The following is a 17,653-nucleotide window of genomic DNA, read 5'->3' on the forward strand; positions in this document are numbered from 1 at the left end:
GCTCGAGCCCAAACCGTCCGCCTGAAGGAGCGCCGCCCTAGATCATACGCAACGTCTCGTCTACGCAGTTTGTGAATATGATGGCGGGCATGCCAGAGCAAGCCGCAGACGCTTCAGAGCAAGCCCCAGGCGTCGACGAGCGCGCCGCTTCCGGCCACCGACAGGGCCCGGTGCGCAGCGAAGCCGCCAGAGTCGCGGTGCTCGAGGCCACCTCGAAGCTGTTCGCCGAGCGCGGCTACGAGCGCCTCACCATGGAGGGTGTCGCCGCAGAGGCGGGCGTCTCGAAGCAGACCATCTACCGCTGGTGGCCCTCGAAGGGCGCGCTCGTCTCCGACTGCCTCCTGCAGGGGCAGCTCTTCCCGAACCGCTTCACCGTGCCGAACTCGGGTGAGCTGCGCCACGACCTCACGGCCTGGCTCAGCGCCGTTCTCGCGCTCCTCGGTCAGCCGCAGGGCGAGCTGCTCGTCCGCTCGCTGATCGCCGCATCCGTCGAGAACGCCGACATCGGCCGGCGCTTGCACGAAAGCCTCGGCGCGAGCCACTCCCTCACCGAACGGTTCGAGATCGCCATCGCCGATGGCCAGCTGGCAGCTGATGCACGGCTCGAGGAGATCGGTGAGGCCATCATCGGCGCGCTCCTCCTCCGCGCGCTGAGCCGCACCGAGTCGAGCGACGAAAGTCTCCAGCGCCTCCTCGACGCGGTGCTCGGACCGGCTCAGGCTAAGAGCTAAGAGCTAAGAGCCAAGAGCCAGTGCAGTGCGCAAACGATCGAGGTCAGGCGACGGGTGCCGGCGTCAGACGTAACGTCGGACGACGGATGTCCGCGTCTGGCGGTGAGCGGTGAGCGCTGGGCGCTCTGACATCGCGCTCGGCGCGTTCCCGGACCGGCCGCTCACCGGCTGGCCACCCTCAGCGAGCTGAGGTCAGGCGCGGCCCTCGCCCGGTCGCGCGTGCGGCTGGCTTCCCTCGGTGACATCAGCACCAGCACCAGCACCAGCACCGGAATCGGCTTCGGCAGCGCCGAACGCCTCGAGCTGGGCTTGGAAGTGCTCCGTCTTCGCCTCGGCGATGTCCTGCGGGCGGTTGTCGGCGCTTGCGAAGAACTCGTTCCACCGCGAGCGCAGCACCTGCAGCACCAGTCGGGGTGTGACGTGCACCCTGCGGTTGCGCGCTTCCTCGTCGGCGACCTGCACGAGCTTGCCCGCCGCGGCGTCGGCGGCGAGATCCTGCCCGGCACCCTCCGCGCTTCGCGTGTCGAAGGGTTCCCGCGCGTGGTCCACGCAGAGCTCGGCGACACCCTTCGCGTGGTCGTACATGACGGAGTGCGCGGCGCCCTCGATCTCCCACGTGGATGCTCGAGGCAGCAGCCCGGCCATCTCGCGCAGCCAGGAGCGCGGCACGAGCGAGTCGTGCTCGCCCCTGATGATGAGCGTGTGCGCCTGGATGTGGGGCAGCACGTCCTCGATCCGGTAGTGCATCATGCGCGGCAGCACGGCGGAGAACCAGCGGAACCCGCACAGCAGGTAGGCGCCGACGGCCAGCATCGCGACCCTGAACGGCTCGTGCGCCGACGACTCGAGGAACCGGAACGCCAGCTTCAGCAGCGACCGCTCGCGGGGGTTCGTGACGGGGCCGATGAGCACCAGCGTGCTCAGCTCGGGGCGCTGCGAGGCGAGCTCGGCCACCACCTGGGTGCCCATCGAATGGCCGACGAGGACGGGGTCGACGAGCCCCAGCTCGTCGATGACGGTGCCGACCACAGCTGCGTAGCGCTGGATGCTCATGGGCCGCTTCGGGTACGGCACCCCCGCGAATCCGGGCAGGTCGAGGGCGTGCACCGGCCCGAACTCCCCGAGCCCGGGTGCGAGGTTCTCGTAGTAGTTCGAGGCGACGCCGATGCCCGCGACGAGCACAAACGCACGGTCGCCGTCGGCTCCGATCGTCGACACCCGCGCCCGAACCTCCCCGTGACGGATGTACCGAACCTGGACGTGCTGGCCAGCGAGGTCAGAGGCGGAGGCCGGTCGGGAAGCGGGAGACACGGCATCAACTGTAGCCAGGGGCGCCCGTCACTCCCCCAGGAAGCGCGCCGTCGGCCGACGCCCAGCGCCGGGCTCGAGCAGCACGACCTGCCCGTTCAGGATGCGAGGGCACACGCCACCCGTGATCGCTTCGATCCCCGCCCTCAGGAAGACGCCGTGGCTCACGACCACCGCAGTCCCGGTTGCCTCGAGGAGGGCGCCGAGGGCGCTGCCAGCTCGCCTCCCCAGCTCAACTGCCGACTCCGAGCCCGGGTAGTCGCCAGACGGCCATCGCTCTGCGGCCTCGGCCACCCGCATCCCCTCAGCCTCCCCGAAGTCGCGCTCGAGCAGGCCGGGTTCCACGACAGGATCGGGGGCGCCGAGGTGCGAGCCCACGATCGCCGCGGTCTGCGCCGCACGGGCAAGGGGCGAGGTGACCACCCGGCCCCACTGCGCGCGGGCGAGGAGCCGGCCCGCGGCTTCCGCCTGCGCCGCCCCGTGCGCATCGAGGGCGATGTCGCTGCGGCCCTGCAGCCGGCGTTCCAGGTTCCAGGCGGTGCGACCGTGCCGCACCAGCGCGAGCGTCATGCCCCCGACCCGGAGGAGCCGGCAACGCCGACTGCGAGTTCCGGCGCGCCAGCCGGGGTCGGACCGGCAGTCGGCCCGGTCACCTCCGAGCGAGTCGCCGAGGGGGTGGATGCGTCGATACCACCCGCGGGTGCGCGGACTCCGGAGCTGGAGTCGGGAGCCGCGGATGCGCGGGCTCCGGAACCAGAGTCAGCAGCCGCGGGACCCGCGACCGCAGCACCAACATCGGCGCCACCCGCGCTAGCGCCAGCATCGGGTCCCACACCAGTACCAGCGCCAGCCCCGAGATCAGCGCCAACACCAGCGCCGTAGATCCGTGCTCTCGCGACGCGGACCGTGACCCGGTCGCCGACCTTCGGCCGAACGCCGCGGGTCCGCGCGCGCAACCGCAGGCCAGCCCAGTCGAGGACGAGGTCGCTGCCCTCCGTTGTGAAGAGCGCCGACTTGACCGTCGCGTCACCCGCGAGGTCTGCCTCGCCTGTCTCGCTTGCCTCGCCTGCCTGACGCGAGACGCCCTCACGCAGGACATCGCCTACCCCGACTGCGTGGGCGGACTGGCCTGGAGCATCCGTCGGGCCCGCGACCTTCGCACCGACCGCAGCCCTGCCCACAACCGAGCCCGCAACCGTGCCCACGATCTCCACCTCGACGTCGCTCGGGAGGATGGCCGCCTGAACCGGACCGTGGCTTTCCTGCTGGTGCCCCTCAAGCCCGCCCCGGTCCACGCGCAGCGGGTGCGCATCCGCTGCGAAACCCGCCCCGTCAACTGTGCCGTCGACCGCCCCGCCAACTGTGCCGTCCACGATGGTCGCGTCGGACAGGAACTTCGCGATGAACGGCGACGCGGGACGCGTCACGAGCTCCTCCGGGGTGCCGAGCTGCTGGATGCGCCCGCCGTCGAGCACCGCCACGCGATCGGCGAGGGCCAGCGCTTCGGAGCGGTCGTGGGTGACGTGCACCACCGTCAGGCCGAGCTCGCGCGTGAGGGTGTGCAGCTCGAGCCTGAGGCTGTCGCGCAGCGGCTCGTCCAGCGCGGAGAGGGCCTCGTCGAGCAGCAGCACCCGCGGCCTCCCGACGAGCGCGCGGGCGATCGCGACCCGCTGCCGCTGACCGCCCGAGAGCGTCGCCGGATCGCGCTTCGCAGAGCCGTCCAGGCCGACCATCTCGAGCGCCTCATCGACGCGGCGACGGCGCTCGGGCTTCGAGACACGGGCGCGGCGCAGCGGGTAGTCGACGTTGCGGCCGACGTTCCAATGCGGCCAGACGGCGTGCTGCTGGAACACCATGCCGAGCTCCCTGGCCTCCGGCGGCACCACGGATCCCCCGCCGGCGACGACCCGCTCGCCGATGCTCACACGCCCCGACGTGGGGGCCTGGAAACCGGCGATCGTGCGCAGCAGCGTCGTCTTGCCCGACCCGGACGGGCCGACGAGCGCCAGGAACTCGCCATCGCGCAGCGCGAGGTCGATGTCGTCGAGGCCGACGGTGCCGCTCGGGAAGCGGACGGAGACTGAGGCGAGAGTGACGGATGCCACGGTGTTTCCTTCCAGGATGGTGATGCAGAGAGAAGGTCGAGAAGAGCGCCGACCGCTACTTCGGTGCCCTCGTGGCGATGCCGATGACGGTGACGCCGAGGAGCGCCACGATGAGCGACAGCGCTGCGGCGGTGTTGAACGCCCCGGCCTGCTGGAGGTTGAAGATCGCGACGCCGAGCGTCTGCGATCCGGGAGAGAGGAGCAGCACGGACAGCGTCAGCTCGCGCACCGCGGTGACGGCGACGAGGACCGCACCGGAGATCGCAGCGGGCGCCGCCATGCGGCTGGAGATGTCGACGAGCGCGCGCATCCGGCCCGCTCCCCCGATCCTCGCGGCCTCCTCGGCACTCGCCGGGGTGCTCGCGAGTGGCGCCGCCACGGCCTGCACGACGAGCGCCGTGAACGAGGTGACGTAGGCGCAGAGAATCAGCCATGGCGTGTTGAAGAGCCCGATGTGGGGTGCCAGCACGAGCCACGCGACGGCGATGACGATGCCGGGAACCGCCTGCGGCAGCATGGCGAGCGCGCGGAGGGGCCCGCTGCCGCGCATCCGAGTTCGGGTGACGAGCACCGCGATGCCGAGCCCGAGGAACCCGCAGATGAGGGCCGCGAGCACCGCGAGCATGACCGAGTTCGTGGCGCCCTGGATCGCGTTCGCGGAGGTGACGGCTTTCACGACGTTGTCGAGCGTGAGGTTCTCGGGCGCCAGGGCGAGCCCCGGCGCGCGAAGCAGCGACTGCTGCAGCAGCGCGAGCAACGGCAGCACGGTGACGGTGAGCACCAGCACCCAGGTCACGATGGACGCGGGAATGCGCGCCCGCCCGAGCGGCAGGAGTTGCGGCGCGGACGACGACGAGTCGAGCTCCCAACGGCTCTTGCCGATGAGAAAGTCGACGACCAGGGCCGCGAGCGCAAGCAGCAGCAGCACGACCCCGATCGTCGCGACGACCGCAAGCGGCTCATCCACGGTCCCCGACTGCAGGTAGCGGTAGACGAGCGTCGCGAGGGTCGTGTACTGCTCGGGCAGTCCGATGATCGAGGGGATGCCGAAGTCGGCGAGGTTGCCGACCGCGATGAGCACGAACGACGACAGCAGGGCGGGGCTAAGAAGGGGAACGGTGATTGTGAACACGCTGCGGGCGGGGCTCGCCCCGGCGATGCGCGCGGCCTGCTCGAGGTCGGACGGCACGCGGCGCAGGGCGGCCGAGACGATGAGCATCGCGATGGGGTAGCTGTGCACGGTGAGGAGCAGGATGACGCCGTCCGCGCCGTAGATCGACCACAGCGGACCGCCGAACGCCTGCGACCACCAGAGGTTCACGGGGCTCGTCGGCCCGGCGATGCCGAGCCACGCGATCGCGCCGACAAACGGGGGCACGAGCAGCGGGGTGAGCGCGAGGAGCCGCAGGCCGCGGCGTCCCGCCAGGTCGGTGCGGTCGAGCAGCACCGCGAGCGCCGTGCCGATCACCACGGCGCCGAGCGCGGATGCGCCTGCCGACACGAGGCTGTTCGTCGCGGCCTCGACGACGTCGCCCTGCCAGAGGACGTGCAGCTGCGAGCCGCCGGCGGCGAGCACGAGGATCGCGCCGATCGGCACGAGCACAAACGCGGCGACCGCGACCCAGAGGGCAAGCGACAGGCCGTGGACCCCATCCAGCCAGGAACGCGCAGTCTTCCAGACCGCCGCCGAGGCGGCACCGCTGCGTTCAGCGGCACCGCCCCGGGGTGTTGTGAGGGTTGCGGTCATGAGAGGAGCAGCGCCGTCATCAGAGGAACAGCGTGCGGAACTTCTCGACGGCCGCATCCTGGCTGGCGCGGATGGTCTCGAGCTCCGGGGAGAGGATCGTGATCTCGTCCATGGAGGGAGCACCCTCTGGAGTTCCGACGTCCTCGCGAACGGGCAGGTACGACTGGCTGACGGCAAGCTCCTGGCCGTCAGCGCTCACGAGGAAGTCGACGAACGCCTTCGACGCGTCCGCCTCCTGGGTGTCGGCGAAGATGCCGACGGGCTGCGACACGTAGGGCACGCCCTCGGTCGGGTAGGACACCGCGATCGGTGAGCCCTGGGCGGCGAGCTCGCGCGCCAGGTAGTCGACGACGATGCCCACGGGCTGTGCGCCCGTCGCGATGGCCTGCGAGACGGGGCCGTTGCTGTCCGCGATGACGGGCTTGTTGGCGGCGAGCTTCGTCATCCACTCCTCACCGAGCGCTGGCTCGTCGAGCCAGACGGCGGCGTTGTAGGCGGCCGCGCCGGAGACGTCCGGGTTCGGCATGACCAGCTTGTTCGCGTACTCGGCGTCGGTGAGCTCAGCCCACGACGTCGGCGGCTCGCTGACGAGGCCCGTGTTGTAGGCGATGACGGTCGGGATGATGCGCGTGCCCGTGTAGTAGCCCTCCGGGTCGACGATGTCCTGGTTGAGCGACTCGACGTCGGCCGGCGAGTACTGCAGCAGCAGATCGTCGGCCGCGTAGTCCTCGAACGTTCCGGCGTCTGCCGCGAGGAAGACGTCGGCCTGCACGCCGCCGGAGGCCTGCTCGGTCGCGACTCGCGTCGTGAGGTCGCCCGTGCCCGCCCGGAACACCTCGACGGTGACCTCCGGGTGCACCTCGTTGAAGGCGGCGACAAGCGCATCCGCCTTCTCCTGCGGCTCTGACGTGTAGAGGGTGATGGTGGCGGCTTCCAGCGTGGATTCCGCCGACGGGCTGGCGTCACCGCTGGCGGCGGTGCTGGGGGAGCTTGCGCAGCCCGCGAGGAGGACCCCGGCGAGGCCGAAGGCCGCGAGCGCGGCTGGGGTACGGAGAGAGTTCATGATGACCTAACTGTTCGAGGAGAGCGGGTCTGTTCAGGAGGAGACAGGTGAAGGTTGAGACGTGGTGGGGGCGGGGGTGAGAGTGAAGAGCGGGGCCGGATGCTCGACGCCGACGCTGGAGGCGCTGACGCCGTCCGCGCCGAGGTGCACCAGCGAGAACATCGAGCGGTCGAAGCCGCTCACCGTCCCTGGCTCGGCGTCCATGACCTGGTGGTAGGCGAGCGCCGGACCCGCAGAAACGTGCACGCCGCGCATCGTGGCGGACAGCGGATGGTGGAAGTGCCCGCACAGGATCGCGCGAACGTCGGTGCCCTCGACGATGTCGAGGAAGTCTGCGGCGTCGCGGAGGCCCGCCCGCGCCAGCATCGGCAACGGCGACCCGAGCGGCGGGTGGTGCATGACGACAACCGTCCCCGAGGGCGCGAGGGAGCTGGAGCTGCCAGTGCCAGTGCTGGTGCTGGTGCTGGTGCTGGCAGGCAACCTCAGCTCGGCGTCGAGCCACGCGAGCTGCTCCGCCCCCAGCGACCCCGTGGACGAGTCCAGCAAGACGAAGCGCCACGCACCGACCCGCACGGCGCGGGGCGAGGCGTCCTCCGCGTGCGCACCCACCGACGCCCGATGACCGGGGAGGATGCGAGCGGCGGCCCTCTCGTCGTGGTTGCCGAGCACCGAGAGCACGGGCACACCCCACGAATCCTCCAGCTCGAGGAGGGCGTCGCGAAGGGCCGGGTAGGCGGCCGCGTTCCCGCGCTCGATGAGGTCTCCGCTGATGACGATCGCATCGGGTTCGAGACCCGCGGCGCGCGCGTAGTCGCTCGCCGCGCGCATCCGCGTGATGCCGTCGACCACCCCGTAGAGGGATGCGACAGCGGTTGCGTGCACGTCGCTCAGGTGGAGCACCGTCGTGCGACGCGGCACCGACGGGCGCGGACCGTCGGGCGTGACGCGACCCGCGGGGAGCACGAGGTCGGCGGGATGGGCGAGGTCGGCGGGATGGGCGAGGTCGGCAGTCATGACGTGGCCGTCGTGGTGGGCGCGACCGACGGGGTGAGCGCGCTCGCCGTGGTCCGGCCGGACTTGCCGCGCAGGGCGTGCACCTGATCGTCGGTGAGGCCATGCGAGCGCAGGTACGCTTCGGCGCCGCCGAGCTCACGGATGATGTCGAGTGCATGCTCGAGCGCTTCCGGCGGGCTGTCGAGATGAAGGCGGAGGATCTCGTCGCGCTGATCCGACGGGTACGCGTCGGCCACGGCGAAGGCGAACGCCTCGCGGACAGAGCGGACCGCGGCCCCGGAGAGCGCATAGTCGCGCACCACGTCGGCTTCGCGTGCACCGCCCACGAGCTGCGCGAGAGCGACGACGAGCCCCGTGCGGTCCTTGCCGGCGGTGCAGTGCACGAGCACTCCGCGCTCGGCGTTAGCGAGCACGGCGACAGCCTCCGTGAGCGCCCCGCCGCGACGCCGAAGGAGCGTCTCGTAGATGTCCTCGAGACGGCCCGCGACTGGCGGTTCGCTTCCGTAGAGAGGGACCTGGCGCACCTGGACGCGGTGGGTGCGGTCACCGGACTCGGCGCGCTCCCGGAGGTCGAGGATGAGCTCGACGCCCAGCGCCCGCAGCGCTGACTCACCGTCGGCCGAGAGCGCGTCCGGGGAGCCAGCGCGCACGATCCACGGCGAGTTCGCGTCAGCTGCGCGGGCGTTGAACAGCCCGTCGATCTCGATTGCTCTCACGAGCACCTCCCGTTGCGTTTCCATCACATGCCTCGGTCCCACGCCCCCGAGGAGCATCCGTTACACGGATTCCGTACGGTTTGGAACGTCGTTACATCGGGAGTGTGTCGAGCGAGGGTGAACGCGCGGTGACGGGCGTCGAGCGAGCGGATGAACGCCGCGAGGCGAGTTCGCGAGGCGGCGACTCAGACGTCCGCTGGCACCTGCACGACCGCCAGCAGGAGGTGGTCGCCGCAGTCCAGCAGCAGGTGGTCGCCGCAGTGCAGCCGCAGGTGGTCGGCTCAGTCCTCGGAGAGCGCGTCGGCCACGACGTGGCGCATGCCGACGGCCGCGTCGTCACCGAGCACCTGTCCCAGCGTGGAGTGCAGCGTGTGCAGCACGACGGTGTGGCCGAGGCGCGCGAGGAACGGGTCGATGTCGTGCGCCGTTCCCGCCGGCCCTGTCGTCACGACGATGTCGGCGACCCGCCCAAGCGGTGAACGTGCGTAGCTCGTGATGAGCACCACGGCCGCCCCCTGCGCCCTGGCGGCCTCCGCCGCGCGCAGCGACTGCACGTTCGCGCCCGAGTAGCTGAGCGTCAGGCACGCGTCGCCGCTGGCGAGCGACCGCACCGCGAACTGCTGCGCGAGCGCATCCACCGGGGCCTCGACGGAGTGCCCGAGTGTGCTGAGACGCATCGCGAAGTCCTGCAGGGGCGGCCCCGAGAACCCGCTGCCGACGAGCACGATGCGTCTGGCACCGCGAAGGGCGGCGACGGCCGCGGCGATGCGTTCCGGGTCGACGCTGTCCTGCGCGAGCCGCACGGCGTCGATCGCATCGTCGAAGCTGCTCGCCTCCACCGACTGCGCCTGCTCTCGCGGCGCGAGCGGAGCGGAACGCGCGAGGTCGAGCCGCAGGTGCTGGAAGCCGCGGAACCCGAGACTCTGACACGCACGGATGACGGTGGCCGTCGACGTGCCAGCGGCGTCCGCGAGCTCAGCCGTCGACCATTCGACCACCTCGTCGGGTCGCGTCAGCACCATCTGCGCGACCTTGCGCTCGCTGGGCCCGAGGGCGGCGGATGCGGCGCGCACGCGGGCGAGCACGCTCAGCTCCGGCCGCGCCACCGAACCGCCCCGCACCGACGCGTCCTCGCGCCCCGACTCGGGAGGGAGGCCTGACGGGGTGGGGAGGCCTGACATGTGAGGGAGTATAGGGGCCCGCATGAAACACTGACCCCCATGCGCGCAATCACGGTTCCAACGCCAGGCGGGCCGGAGGCCCTCATCCTCTCCGAAGTCGACGAGCCGACCCCCGGCCCCCTCGAAGTCGTCATCGATGTGGCCGCCGCCGGCGTGAACCGCGCCGACGTCGCGCAGCGCGAAGGCAAGTACCCGTCACCGGCCGGGGCACCCGACTGGCCTGGCCTCGAAGTGAGCGGAACCGTCGTCGCCGTGGGGGCATCCGTCACGGCGTGGAAGGTCGGCGACTACGTCGTCGCGCTCCTGCCTGGCGGCGGCTACGCCGATCGCGTCGCCGTCGACGAAGGGCTCGTGCTCCCCATGCCGAAGCGCGTCGACCTCGTCGAAGCGGCCGGCCTCCCCGAAGCAGTCGCCACCGTTTGGTCGAACCTCTTCATGAGCGCGCAGCTCAAGGCGGGCGAGACCCTGCTCGTGCACGGCGGCACCAGCGGCGTCGGCACCATCGCCATCCAGCTCGCGGCCGCCCTCGGCATCACCGTCTACGCGACCGCCGGCACCGCCCAGAAGGTCGCCACGACCGAGCAGCTCGGCGCGACCCGGGGCATCAACTACCGCGACCAGGACTTCGTGGAGGTCATCGCCGACGCCACCGACGGTCGCGGCGTCGACGTGATCCTCGACCTCGTCGGCGGAGACTACCTGGCGCGCGATGTCGACGCCCTCGCCGCCAACGGCCGCATCATGGTCATCGCGGCGCAGGGCGGCGACGAGGCCACCATCAACGTCGGGCGCCTCATGCAGAAGCGCGGCCGCATCTGGGGAACGACCCTCCGCGCGCGCCCACTCGAAGAGCGGCGCGAGATCATCGCGCAGGTGCGCGAGCACGTGTGGCCGCTCGTCGAAGCGGGCAAGGTGCGGCCCCTGCTCGACACCGTCGAGACCCTCGACTTCGCGCACCGGGCCCACCGGCGCATGGAGTCCGGCGAGCACGTCGGCAAGATCCTTCTCGCCGTACGCTGACCGACGCGCTGACCGGCGCGCCGGTCACCAGCGACAGACAGGTGCGCGCCGCCCCGAAGCTGCTGACCGGCGCGCACCTGCCTTCGCCAACCGGCGCTCAGAGCAGCTGCGCGTCGATGCCCTTGCGGCGAAGCCCGTCGAGAACCTCCTCGTCGACGCCGAGAAGGGTCATCGCCGACAGGTTCGGGAAGTGGCGGGTGTCGGTGAAGTCGGTGATGTCGAAGGTCGAGTCCTCGCCGCTCCACTGCGGGGCGATCTCCATGTAGATGTCGTTCCCACCGTCCTGGAACAGCTCCTCGACAGCCGGCGCGAACTCGGTGGGCACCGGCAGCGACCGGAAGTACTCGAGCACCTCGGGGATCGGCTCCGAGATCTCCTTCGACAGGTCCACCTCCCGGTCCACGTGCTCTTCGAGGAAGTCGGTGAGCACGAACTGGGGCGTCAGCAGCTCCTGCTCGTACATCAGCTCCTGGATGACGGCGAGCTTGAAGTTGAGGTCCGCGAAGTCGATCGCGTCGCTGGGAAGGTCGCCGGCGGGCTGGGTCTCGGGGGAATCGCTCATGCGGAACATGCTGGCGGAGGCAGATGAGCGTCAGCCGAGACCGCAAAAGTGGGGTTGTGGTCGCTCCGGTCGCCGCCGGACGGCCACAACTCAGCCCTCGGCGGGGCAATCCGCGGCCTCCGCTGGAAGATCCGGGCCGCGCACTGTGAGAATGGCGTCATGCCTGAAGCGAAGCGCCGCGTCACCGTCGTCCTGTTCGAGGGGTTCGAGCTCCTCGACGTGTTCGGCCCCGTCGAGCTGTTCCGCATCGACCCGTCCCTCTTCGACGTCGAGCTCATCGCCCCACAGGCCGGCCCGGTCCGCAGCTCGCAGGGCCCGGAGGTCATCGCCACGAGCGCGTTCGCCGACGCGGCGAGCCCCGACATCGTGCTTGTCCCGGGCGGGCAGGGAACGCGCCCGCTCGCCACCGACCCCGAGTTCCTGGCCTGGCTTGGGAGGTGGGCAGCGGATGCGAGGCTCGTGACCTCCGTCTGCACCGGTTCCGCGCTCCTCGCGGCGGCCGGCCTGCTCGACGGGTTCCGCGCGACCTCCAACAAGCGGGCGTTCGCGTGGGCATCATCGCAGGGCGCATCCGTCGACTGGGTGCCACAGGCCCGCTGGGTCGAGGACGGGAACCGGTGGACGTCCTCCGGCGTCGCCGCCGGCATGGACATGACGGCCGCTATCATTGCCGCGATCCACGGGCCCGAGGTCGCGACCACGCTCACCGACGCCGCCGAGCTCGAGGTGCACGCCGACGCGAGCTGGGACCCCTACGCGGTGAAGAACGGGCTCGCCTGATGGCCCTCGAGCTGCGCCCGAACTGCGAGCGCTGCGACGTCGACCTGCCCCCGCACGCCGAGGCCTACATCTGCACCTTCGAATGCACGTGGTGCCGAGACTGCGTCGGCACGTTCGCCGGTCGAGCGTGCCCGAACTGCGGCGGCAACCTGGAGCGGCGACCCGTGCGCCCGGCATCGAAGCTCGCCGCGAACCCGCCGAGCACGGTCCGCGTGCACGGCGGGTAGCGACGTTCGAGCTCGTCATCGCCCCCCTTAGGGCAGACGGAGGAAGCATCCTCCCCGACGAATGCTCCGGGCCTTTGTCCGATTTGTCTGAAATCTCCCGCGAGGTTCGGAGACTCTCACCACGAACTTCGCATGTTGTGGATTGAGTTCGTACATTGCCATTGACGGTGCGCACTGTTACTTAGCACCCGAGAGAGAGGCTGGTTGAGATGTCCGAGCTCCGAGAACTTACATCGATCGATCTGCGCGACCGGATTCGCAACGCGTCCAGGCCAGCGAAGGAGGAGGACGCTGCAGCGTGGGAATTGCTCACGGAGTTGATCGAAGAGCAGTGCACGGCAGTGGAATCCGACCGACTCACCGCGCGACGTCGATGGCTCCTCGAAGCCATCGAGGTGACAGGCTTTCGTGGCGTCAACAGCACCAGCACGCTCCGTGTCGATTCAAGCCGACGACTCACCGTCGTTTACGGGGTGAACGGAACCGGCAAGTCCAGCATCACGGAGGCCCTAAGGCTGGCGCTGGAAGGAACGCGTTCAGCCCGACACATTAGCGACGGCAAGCGAGTTTCGGGCCTTTGGGTCCCGACAAGCGACCTCAATGCAAACGCCCGCGAGGGTAGCGTGCAGGTTACTCTGCGCGACGATCCGACCCGCGAACAGCTGCGCATCACCGCCCGCCTCGATGGAGACGGGCTCGTCACTCGGACTGCGGTCCTCAGCGGCGAGAAGAGTGAAACGCTGATTGAAGCAGATGACAAAGACTGGGACGGTTGGAGAGCGGCAACGCGCGCATCATTGCCAGTTATCGCGTATGCGGACCTCGCCGATGAATTGCAGAAGCAAACGCACCTCAAGGACTGGCTAACCAGCTGCCTTGCGATGGGATCAGACACGTTGGCGTTTGATGCTACGGTCATTTCGCAAGAAAAGTCAGCCAGAGAAGCGAACTCGGCCATTGCCGGTGCGCTGGACCTGAGTCGCGAAATGATTGCAGCCATAGACGCCTCGACCCCAGACCACGTTCGAGCTGACACACCCGAGGTCGACTGGACGCCTCCTACTACCTTGGAAGAACTCGGTGAGTGGCAGCTCAAGAATGGCTTGCTCCCCACGAAGACTGCGGACGAAAGCGTTGAAGCCGAACAGGTAACGACGCTTCTGAATCACCTATCAAAGACCCACCAGGCGGGCCTCAGCTGGCTCGGCGCGGCCGAGACGCTCGCCTTCGACGCGAACATCGCAGACTCATTGACCAGACTCGCGGACAACGTTGCGACGGGCGCGACACACCCCAATGATGCCCCCTGCCCCGTGTGCGGGTCTGTCGATACGGGTTGGCAGGAACACCTAAGAGTGGTGGCGCAACGTCTTGCCGAGTTGCGCACTCTTCGGGAGGCGCTCCAGCGCGCGCTGGTCCAATGCGAAGCGCTTGTGATTGGGCCGCTGACAGCAGCACAACGGATACACAAGCATGGCGGCGCTCCCGACGAAAACTTCCAGGTCCCTATCGAATCCATCACGGACTTCATCCGGCGCCAGCGAGACGGAGTACAGGCAGACACCTCCATAACCGAAACGATTGCGACGCTGAACTCTTGGGCACGTACGTCGGAAGCTGCAACGTACCTCGCACGCGCCGTAGAACTCTCCGGGCGGCGGCACCGCTGGCTGCTCCAGCGGTGGGAGGCTGTAGCCGAGTTCCTGAACGTTTTCGAGGCCAACATTGCGGTCGCAGGAACCCTCGTGAACGCCAAGAGAGCGAAGACACTCTGGGACACGACCCTTCGCGGGATCCGCAAAGGACGAGCCGAGAGACTGCAGGAGCTGGTCGGGGACGCCGTCGCTGCTCTCTTGGAAGACGCGGGTATCACGCTCAATGAACTCGAGGTCGCGAAAGGTAAGGCCGAACTCAAACTCGTGGACCGGCTAGGTAAGCCTCTTGACCTCGCGCATCTAAGCGCGGGTCAACGTAACGCGCTTATCCTCGGCCCCGTTCTCGCCACCACGAGAACTGGAATGTTCGGTTTCGCTCTCATTGACGACCCAGTGCACGCGTTCGATGAGTTACGCGTGGACAAGCTTGCTGCGAGACTCAACGACATCAGTCATGAAACGACATTGCTACTGACGACCCACGACGGCCGCTTCGTCGAGTACCTTCGGGCACATTCTGGCGGCGACTTCGCGGAACTCCGAGCTCAACGTTCTGACGAGGGAACAGTCGTCCTCACACCTCGCGGTGACCCATCCACGGAGCTCCTGGACTTCTGCGGGAAGCTTCTCGGCTCCCCTGATTCGCTCCCTGTACAGCCGATCACCGGTCAAGGGGTCAACTCGAACGATCGGAGACTGGTCACGGAAGGAACACTAGGTCTGGCTGATGTTGCCGCCCTTATGCGTTTGGCTGTCGATGAAGGGTTCGAGTCGGTTGCGCGTCGGCATCTCGCTCGTGTCCCGTTAGAGGATCGCGCCTCAGACCGCGCTCGCTTCGATGGCGCAAACACAACGAAGCAACGCCAAGCGGCGCTCAAGTCTCTCCTTGCTGGGCCGGGGGACGAGTACCAGCTCTCGAAGCTCAATGCTGCCTGGAGCCGACTCGCCGGACATGTGAAGGTCTTCAATCATGGCGCGCATCCTGACGCCCCCGAGTTCGAGGTGGCAGATCTCCAGCAAGCGCTCAGAGAAACTCGCATCGGTCTCACTGAACTGGCGGATATCCGGTGGTAATTGTGGATGATCATGACGTCCGCATCTCTGCCCTCGTCGTACGCCGTGGCATCGATGCGGCCTGCAGATGCCTCCGGCGAGACGCCGGCACAACTAAACCGTTGCCCGTGAATCTCGGCCTGCGCTTGCTGGTCGCACGCGTACCCGACGAGCACCGCATGGAGGCTTTTCGCACTGCCGAGCACCTGGCGTTTGTCTACGCTGATACTTCCAATGTGCTCCACGGGCGGTCCTCCGCTATCAATCACGGGCGCGGCATCGTGAACGCTTGGAAAGACCGTGCCGAGCACTTCCGAACACACTTCGAGCGAGTCGACTGGAGACATGAACACACCTCTTGTCGCCTGCTCCCCCAGCTGAGAGCAGAAGCGACACCAGGAGACGTCTAGTCCGTCGAGTTGTTCCTGTGCAAGCGTTTCGGCCTACCCTCGCGCAGGATCTGGGCCTAAGGAGGCGGAGTGTGCTGGGCCGATGCCATCCGGCTCAGCACACTCAACCAGCCGGCTCAGGCGCGCACGAGCACCTTCATGCCCTCGCCCGAACGCAGGCGCTTGATGGCCCCGACCACGTCGTCGACGGGCACGTCATCCACCCATCCGTCGGCCGTGTATCCGCCGGCCGCCATCGCCGCGATCACCGCGTCGAAGTCGCTCTGCAGGTAGGCGAGGGTGCCGACGATCGCGGTCTCCCCCATGACCAGCTGCGTCGGCAGGAAGTCCATGGGCCGCTCGTGGATGGCGACGACCACGACCCGACCGCCCGGCGTGAGGTTCGCGAGCGAGGCGGCCACGGCGGGCCCCACCCCGGCCGCGTCGAACGCAACATCCACGCCGTCCCCGCCCGTGAGCTCCGCGACGCGAGCCGACAGGTCCTCCTTGGTGGGGTCGACGAGGTTTGACGCCCCGACTCCGGCGATCGCAGCCCGGCGCCCCGCACTCGGCTCCGAGACGATGACCGCCTCCACACCCTTGGCCCGCAGCGCGAACCACACGCCGATGCCGATCGGACCGGCACCCGAGATGAGCGCCGTCTGCCCCGCCTGCACACCGCTCTGCTCGACCGCGTGCCACGCGACCGCCATCGGCTCGACGAGCGCTCCAAGGCGCAGATCGACGTTCTCGGGCAGCACGTGCAGCTTCGTCGCATCCACCGTCGTGAACTCGGCCATGCCGCCGCCGTGCGACGAGAGGCCGTGGAAGCCGATCTTCGTGCACACGTTCGGCTTGCCGCGACGGCAGGCGGCGCACTCGCCGCACGCGTAGATCGGCCAGACCGCAACCCGGTCGCCGATCTGAACCGAGTCGACGCCCTCCCCGAGCTCGACCACGGTTCCCGAGAACTCGTGCCCGAGGATCTGCGGCGGCATGGACCCCGTGACGGGGTGCGGATGCTCGAAGTCGAGCCCCGAGGATTCGGGCGCGTAGTAGACGTGCAGGTCGGAGCCGCAGATGCCGGCGTACGCGCAACGCAGCTTCACCTGGCCGGGGCCGGGCGTCGGCTCGGCGACCTCCTCGACGCGAACGTCCTCCTTGGCGTGGAACACTGCCGCCTTCATGCGAGGAACTTCCGCAGGTCGGGGTAGCCGGTCGTGGACCAGGCACCGTCGACGACGAGGTTGTCGCCCGAGATGTACGAGGCGTCGTCGCTCGCGAGGAACAGGGCGGCGGATGCGATCTCCTCCGGCTGCGCTGCGCGCCGGAACGGGATGCGTTCGTCGTACGCCTCCTGCACCCCGGGGAGATCGGTGAGGCCCTTCGTGAGCGGCGTCGCGACGAGGCCAGGCGAGACCGCGTTGACGCGGATGCCGTGCTCGCCGAGCTCGAGCGCCGCCTGCTTCGTGAGCATGACGGCGGCAGCCTTGGACGCGGTGTAGCCGACCCCGAAGTGCATCGGCACCAGCGAGTTGAGTGACGCGACGTTGACGATCGCGCCCGGCTTGCCCTCGGCGAGGAACTGCCGGGCCGCCAGGCGGGTGCCGTTGAAGGCGCTGTAGAGGTTGAGGCGGACCGTGAAGTCCCAGTCCTCGAAGGAGATGTCGGTGAGCGTGCCGGAGCGCGACCCGCCCGCGACGTTGAAGAGCGCATCCAGCGTGCCGAACTTCTCGACCGTCTCGGCGACGAGCCCCGCGAAGTCGTCCTCGTCGGTCACGTCCGTGCGGCGGCCGACGACGCTGGCGCCGAATGTCTCGCCCGCCGAGGCGACCAGCTTGGCGTTGATGTCGGCGACGACAACCGACGCGCCTTCCGCCACGAGGCGTTCCGTGATCTTCGCGCCGATGCCAGAGACCCCGCCCGTGACGATCGCGACCTTGCCGGCGAACCGGCCGGCGCTGCTCGCTGTGCTTGAGCTTGCTTCTTGTGACATTGCTCACTCCGTTCTGCCCGCCCTCGTTGGCGAGCCCCTTCACCATACGCCCGCTATCAGTCACCTGTCAGATAGTTTGCCGAGAAGGAGGCACGCACCCCATAAG

Annotated in this window: 16 protein-coding genes; 5 read left to right on the plus strand and 11 right to left on the minus strand. The window is 69.0% G+C overall.

The genetic code is table 11. The features are described from left to right. Window positions 1-89: 89 nt before the first annotated feature. Window positions 90-731 carry a TetR/AcrR family transcriptional regulator gene (locus ABVF28_RS13365; protein WP_371030844.1) on the plus strand — a complete coding sequence of 214 codons (642 nt, stop codon included), beginning with the start codon at window positions 90-92 and terminating at the stop codon, window positions 729-731. Window positions 732-923: 192 nt separating this feature from the next. Here ABVF28_RS13365 and ABVF28_RS13370 read toward each other — a convergent pair whose 3' ends face one another. The 8 genes from ABVF28_RS13370 to ABVF28_RS13405 all read right to left on the minus strand — a co-directional run bounded on the left by ABVF28_RS13370 (window position 924) and on the right by ABVF28_RS13405 (window position 9,865). Further along, a complete protein-coding gene (locus ABVF28_RS13370; RefSeq protein ID WP_371030845.1) occupies window positions 924-2,042 on the minus strand; it encodes an alpha/beta fold hydrolase in 1,119 nt (372 codons plus the stop codon). Between the two features lie 27 nt (window positions 2,043-2,069). Continuing rightward, on the minus strand, window positions 2,070-2,609 hold the full coding sequence (locus ABVF28_RS13375; protein WP_371030846.1) for a histidine phosphatase family protein: 540 nt from the start codon (window positions 2,607-2,609) through the stop codon (window positions 2,070-2,072). Beyond that, window positions 2,606-4,144 carry an ABC transporter ATP-binding protein gene (locus ABVF28_RS13380; protein ID WP_371030847.1) on the minus strand — a complete coding sequence of 513 codons (1,539 nt, stop codon included), beginning with the start codon at window positions 4,142-4,144 and terminating at the stop codon, window positions 2,606-2,608. The genes ABVF28_RS13375 and ABVF28_RS13380 overlap by 4 nt, the downstream gene beginning before the upstream one ends. A 55-nt stretch (window positions 4,145-4,199) precedes the next feature. Next, a complete protein-coding gene (locus tag ABVF28_RS13385; protein WP_371030848.1) occupies window positions 4,200-5,891 on the minus strand; it encodes an ABC transporter permease in 1,692 nt (563 codons plus the stop codon). Between the two features lie 19 nt (window positions 5,892-5,910). Next, a complete protein-coding gene (locus ABVF28_RS13390; RefSeq protein WP_179557648.1) occupies window positions 5,911-6,954 on the minus strand; it encodes an ABC transporter substrate-binding protein in 1,044 nt (347 codons plus the stop codon). A gap of 33 nt (window positions 6,955-6,987) precedes the next feature. Continuing rightward, on the minus strand, window positions 6,988-7,968 hold the full coding sequence (locus ABVF28_RS13395) for a metallophosphoesterase (protein WP_371030849.1): 981 nt from the start codon (window positions 7,966-7,968) through the stop codon (window positions 6,988-6,990). Continuing rightward, window positions 7,965-8,684 carry a tyrosine-protein phosphatase gene (locus tag ABVF28_RS13400; RefSeq protein ID WP_371030850.1) on the minus strand — a complete coding sequence of 240 codons (720 nt, stop codon included), beginning with the start codon at window positions 8,682-8,684 and terminating at the stop codon, window positions 7,965-7,967. The genes ABVF28_RS13395 and ABVF28_RS13400 overlap by 4 nt, the downstream gene beginning before the upstream one ends. A 281-nt stretch (window positions 8,685-8,965) precedes the next feature. Beyond that, the gene (locus ABVF28_RS13405) at window positions 8,966-9,865 is read right to left on the minus strand and encodes a MurR/RpiR family transcriptional regulator (protein ID WP_371030851.1); all 900 of its coding nucleotides are present in this window, start codon (window positions 9,863-9,865) and stop codon (window positions 8,966-8,968) included. Between the two features lie 39 nt (window positions 9,866-9,904). Here ABVF28_RS13405 and ABVF28_RS13410 point away from each other — a divergent pair, with 39 nt between their 5' ends. Beyond that, window positions 9,905-10,885 (plus strand): NAD(P)H-quinone oxidoreductase, encoded by a 981-nt coding sequence (locus tag ABVF28_RS13410; RefSeq protein WP_371030852.1) that lies wholly within the window; start codon window positions 9,905-9,907, stop codon window positions 10,883-10,885. Window positions 10,886-10,982: 97 nt separating this feature from the next. On the opposite strand, the gene ABVF28_RS13415 is transcribed toward ABVF28_RS13410, so the two are convergent. After that, window positions 10,983-11,447 carry a hypothetical protein gene (locus ABVF28_RS13415; protein WP_371030853.1) on the minus strand — a complete coding sequence of 155 codons (465 nt, stop codon included), beginning with the start codon at window positions 11,445-11,447 and terminating at the stop codon, window positions 10,983-10,985. A 159-nt stretch (window positions 11,448-11,606) separates the two neighbouring features. On the opposite strand from ABVF28_RS13415, the gene ABVF28_RS13420 reads away from it, so the two are divergent. The 3 genes from ABVF28_RS13420 (at window position 11,607) to ABVF28_RS13430 (ending at window position 15,183) form a co-directional block, all read left to right on the plus strand. Continuing rightward, complete coding sequence (locus tag ABVF28_RS13420) at window positions 11,607-12,227, plus strand: DJ-1/PfpI family protein (protein ID WP_371030854.1); 621 nt, start codon at window positions 11,607-11,609, stop codon at window positions 12,225-12,227. Next, the gene (locus tag ABVF28_RS13425; protein ID WP_104310698.1) at window positions 12,227-12,454 is read left to right on the plus strand and encodes a DUF1272 domain-containing protein; all 228 of its coding nucleotides are present in this window, start codon (window positions 12,227-12,229) and stop codon (window positions 12,452-12,454) included. The genes ABVF28_RS13420 and ABVF28_RS13425 overlap by 1 nt, the downstream gene beginning before the upstream one ends. A 209-nt stretch (window positions 12,455-12,663) precedes the next feature. Beyond that, entirely contained in the window at window positions 12,664-15,183 is a 2,520-nt protein-coding gene (locus ABVF28_RS13430; protein ID WP_371030855.1) for an AAA family ATPase, read from the plus strand. 505 nt (window positions 15,184-15,688) lie between these two features. Here ABVF28_RS13430 and ABVF28_RS13435 read toward each other — a convergent pair. Next, window positions 15,689-16,738 carry a 2,3-butanediol dehydrogenase gene (locus ABVF28_RS13435; RefSeq protein WP_371030856.1) on the minus strand — a complete coding sequence of 350 codons (1,050 nt, stop codon included), beginning with the start codon at window positions 16,736-16,738 and terminating at the stop codon, window positions 15,689-15,691. Next, window positions 16,735-17,547, minus strand: coding sequence for an SDR family NAD(P)-dependent oxidoreductase (locus ABVF28_RS13440; protein WP_371030857.1), 813 nt, complete (start codon window positions 17,545-17,547; stop codon window positions 16,735-16,737). Before ABVF28_RS13440 ends, ABVF28_RS13435 begins: the two co-directional genes overlap by 4 nt. Window positions 17,548-17,653: the final 106 nt, after the last annotated feature.

The sequence above is a fragment of the Pseudoclavibacter sp. JSM 162008 genome (assembly GCF_041366455.1).
Lineage (GTDB): Bacteria > Actinomycetota > Actinomycetes > Actinomycetales > Microbacteriaceae > Pseudoclavibacter.

Excerpts from the sequence above, each read along its gene's own strand:
- ABVF28_RS13365 (WP_371030844.1), top strand. The coding sequence starts at position 90 with ATGCCAGAGCAAGCCGCAGACGCTTCAGAGCAAGCCCCAGGCGTCGAC.
- ABVF28_RS13430 (WP_371030855.1), top strand. The coding sequence starts at position 12,664 with ATGTCCGAGCTCCGAGAACTTACATCGATCGATCTGCGCGACCGGATT.
- ABVF28_RS13435 (WP_371030856.1), bottom strand. The coding sequence starts at position 16,738 with ATGAAGGCGGCAGTGTTCCACGCCAAGGAGGACGTTCGCGTCGAGGAG.
- ABVF28_RS13415 (WP_371030853.1), bottom strand. The coding sequence starts at position 11,447 with ATGAGCGATTCCCCCGAGACCCAGCCCGCCGGCGACCTTCCCAGCGAC.
- ABVF28_RS13390 (WP_179557648.1), bottom strand. The coding sequence starts at position 6,954 with ATGAACTCTCTCCGTACCCCAGCCGCGCTCGCGGCCTTCGGCCTCGCC.
- ABVF28_RS13420 (WP_371030854.1), top strand. The coding sequence starts at position 11,607 with ATGCCTGAAGCGAAGCGCCGCGTCACCGTCGTCCTGTTCGAGGGGTTC.
- ABVF28_RS13410 (WP_371030852.1), top strand. The coding sequence starts at position 9,905 with ATGCGCGCAATCACGGTTCCAACGCCAGGCGGGCCGGAGGCCCTCATC.
- ABVF28_RS13385 (WP_371030848.1), bottom strand. The coding sequence starts at position 5,891 with ATGACCGCAACCCTCACAACACCCCGGGGCGGTGCCGCTGAACGCAGC.
- ABVF28_RS13375 (WP_371030846.1), bottom strand. The coding sequence starts at position 2,609 with ATGACGCTCGCGCTGGTGCGGCACGGTCGCACCGCCTGGAACCTGGAA.
- ABVF28_RS13395 (WP_371030849.1), bottom strand. The coding sequence starts at position 7,968 with ATGACTGCCGACCTCGCCCATCCCGCCGACCTCGCCCATCCCGCCGAC.
- ABVF28_RS13440 (WP_371030857.1), bottom strand. The coding sequence starts at position 17,547 with ATGTCACAAGAAGCAAGCTCAAGCACAGCGAGCAGCGCCGGCCGGTTC.
- ABVF28_RS13425 (WP_104310698.1), top strand. The coding sequence starts at position 12,227 with ATGGCCCTCGAGCTGCGCCCGAACTGCGAGCGCTGCGACGTCGACCTG.
- ABVF28_RS13405 (WP_371030851.1), bottom strand. The coding sequence starts at position 9,865 with ATGTCAGGCCTCCCCACCCCGTCAGGCCTCCCTCCCGAGTCGGGGCGC.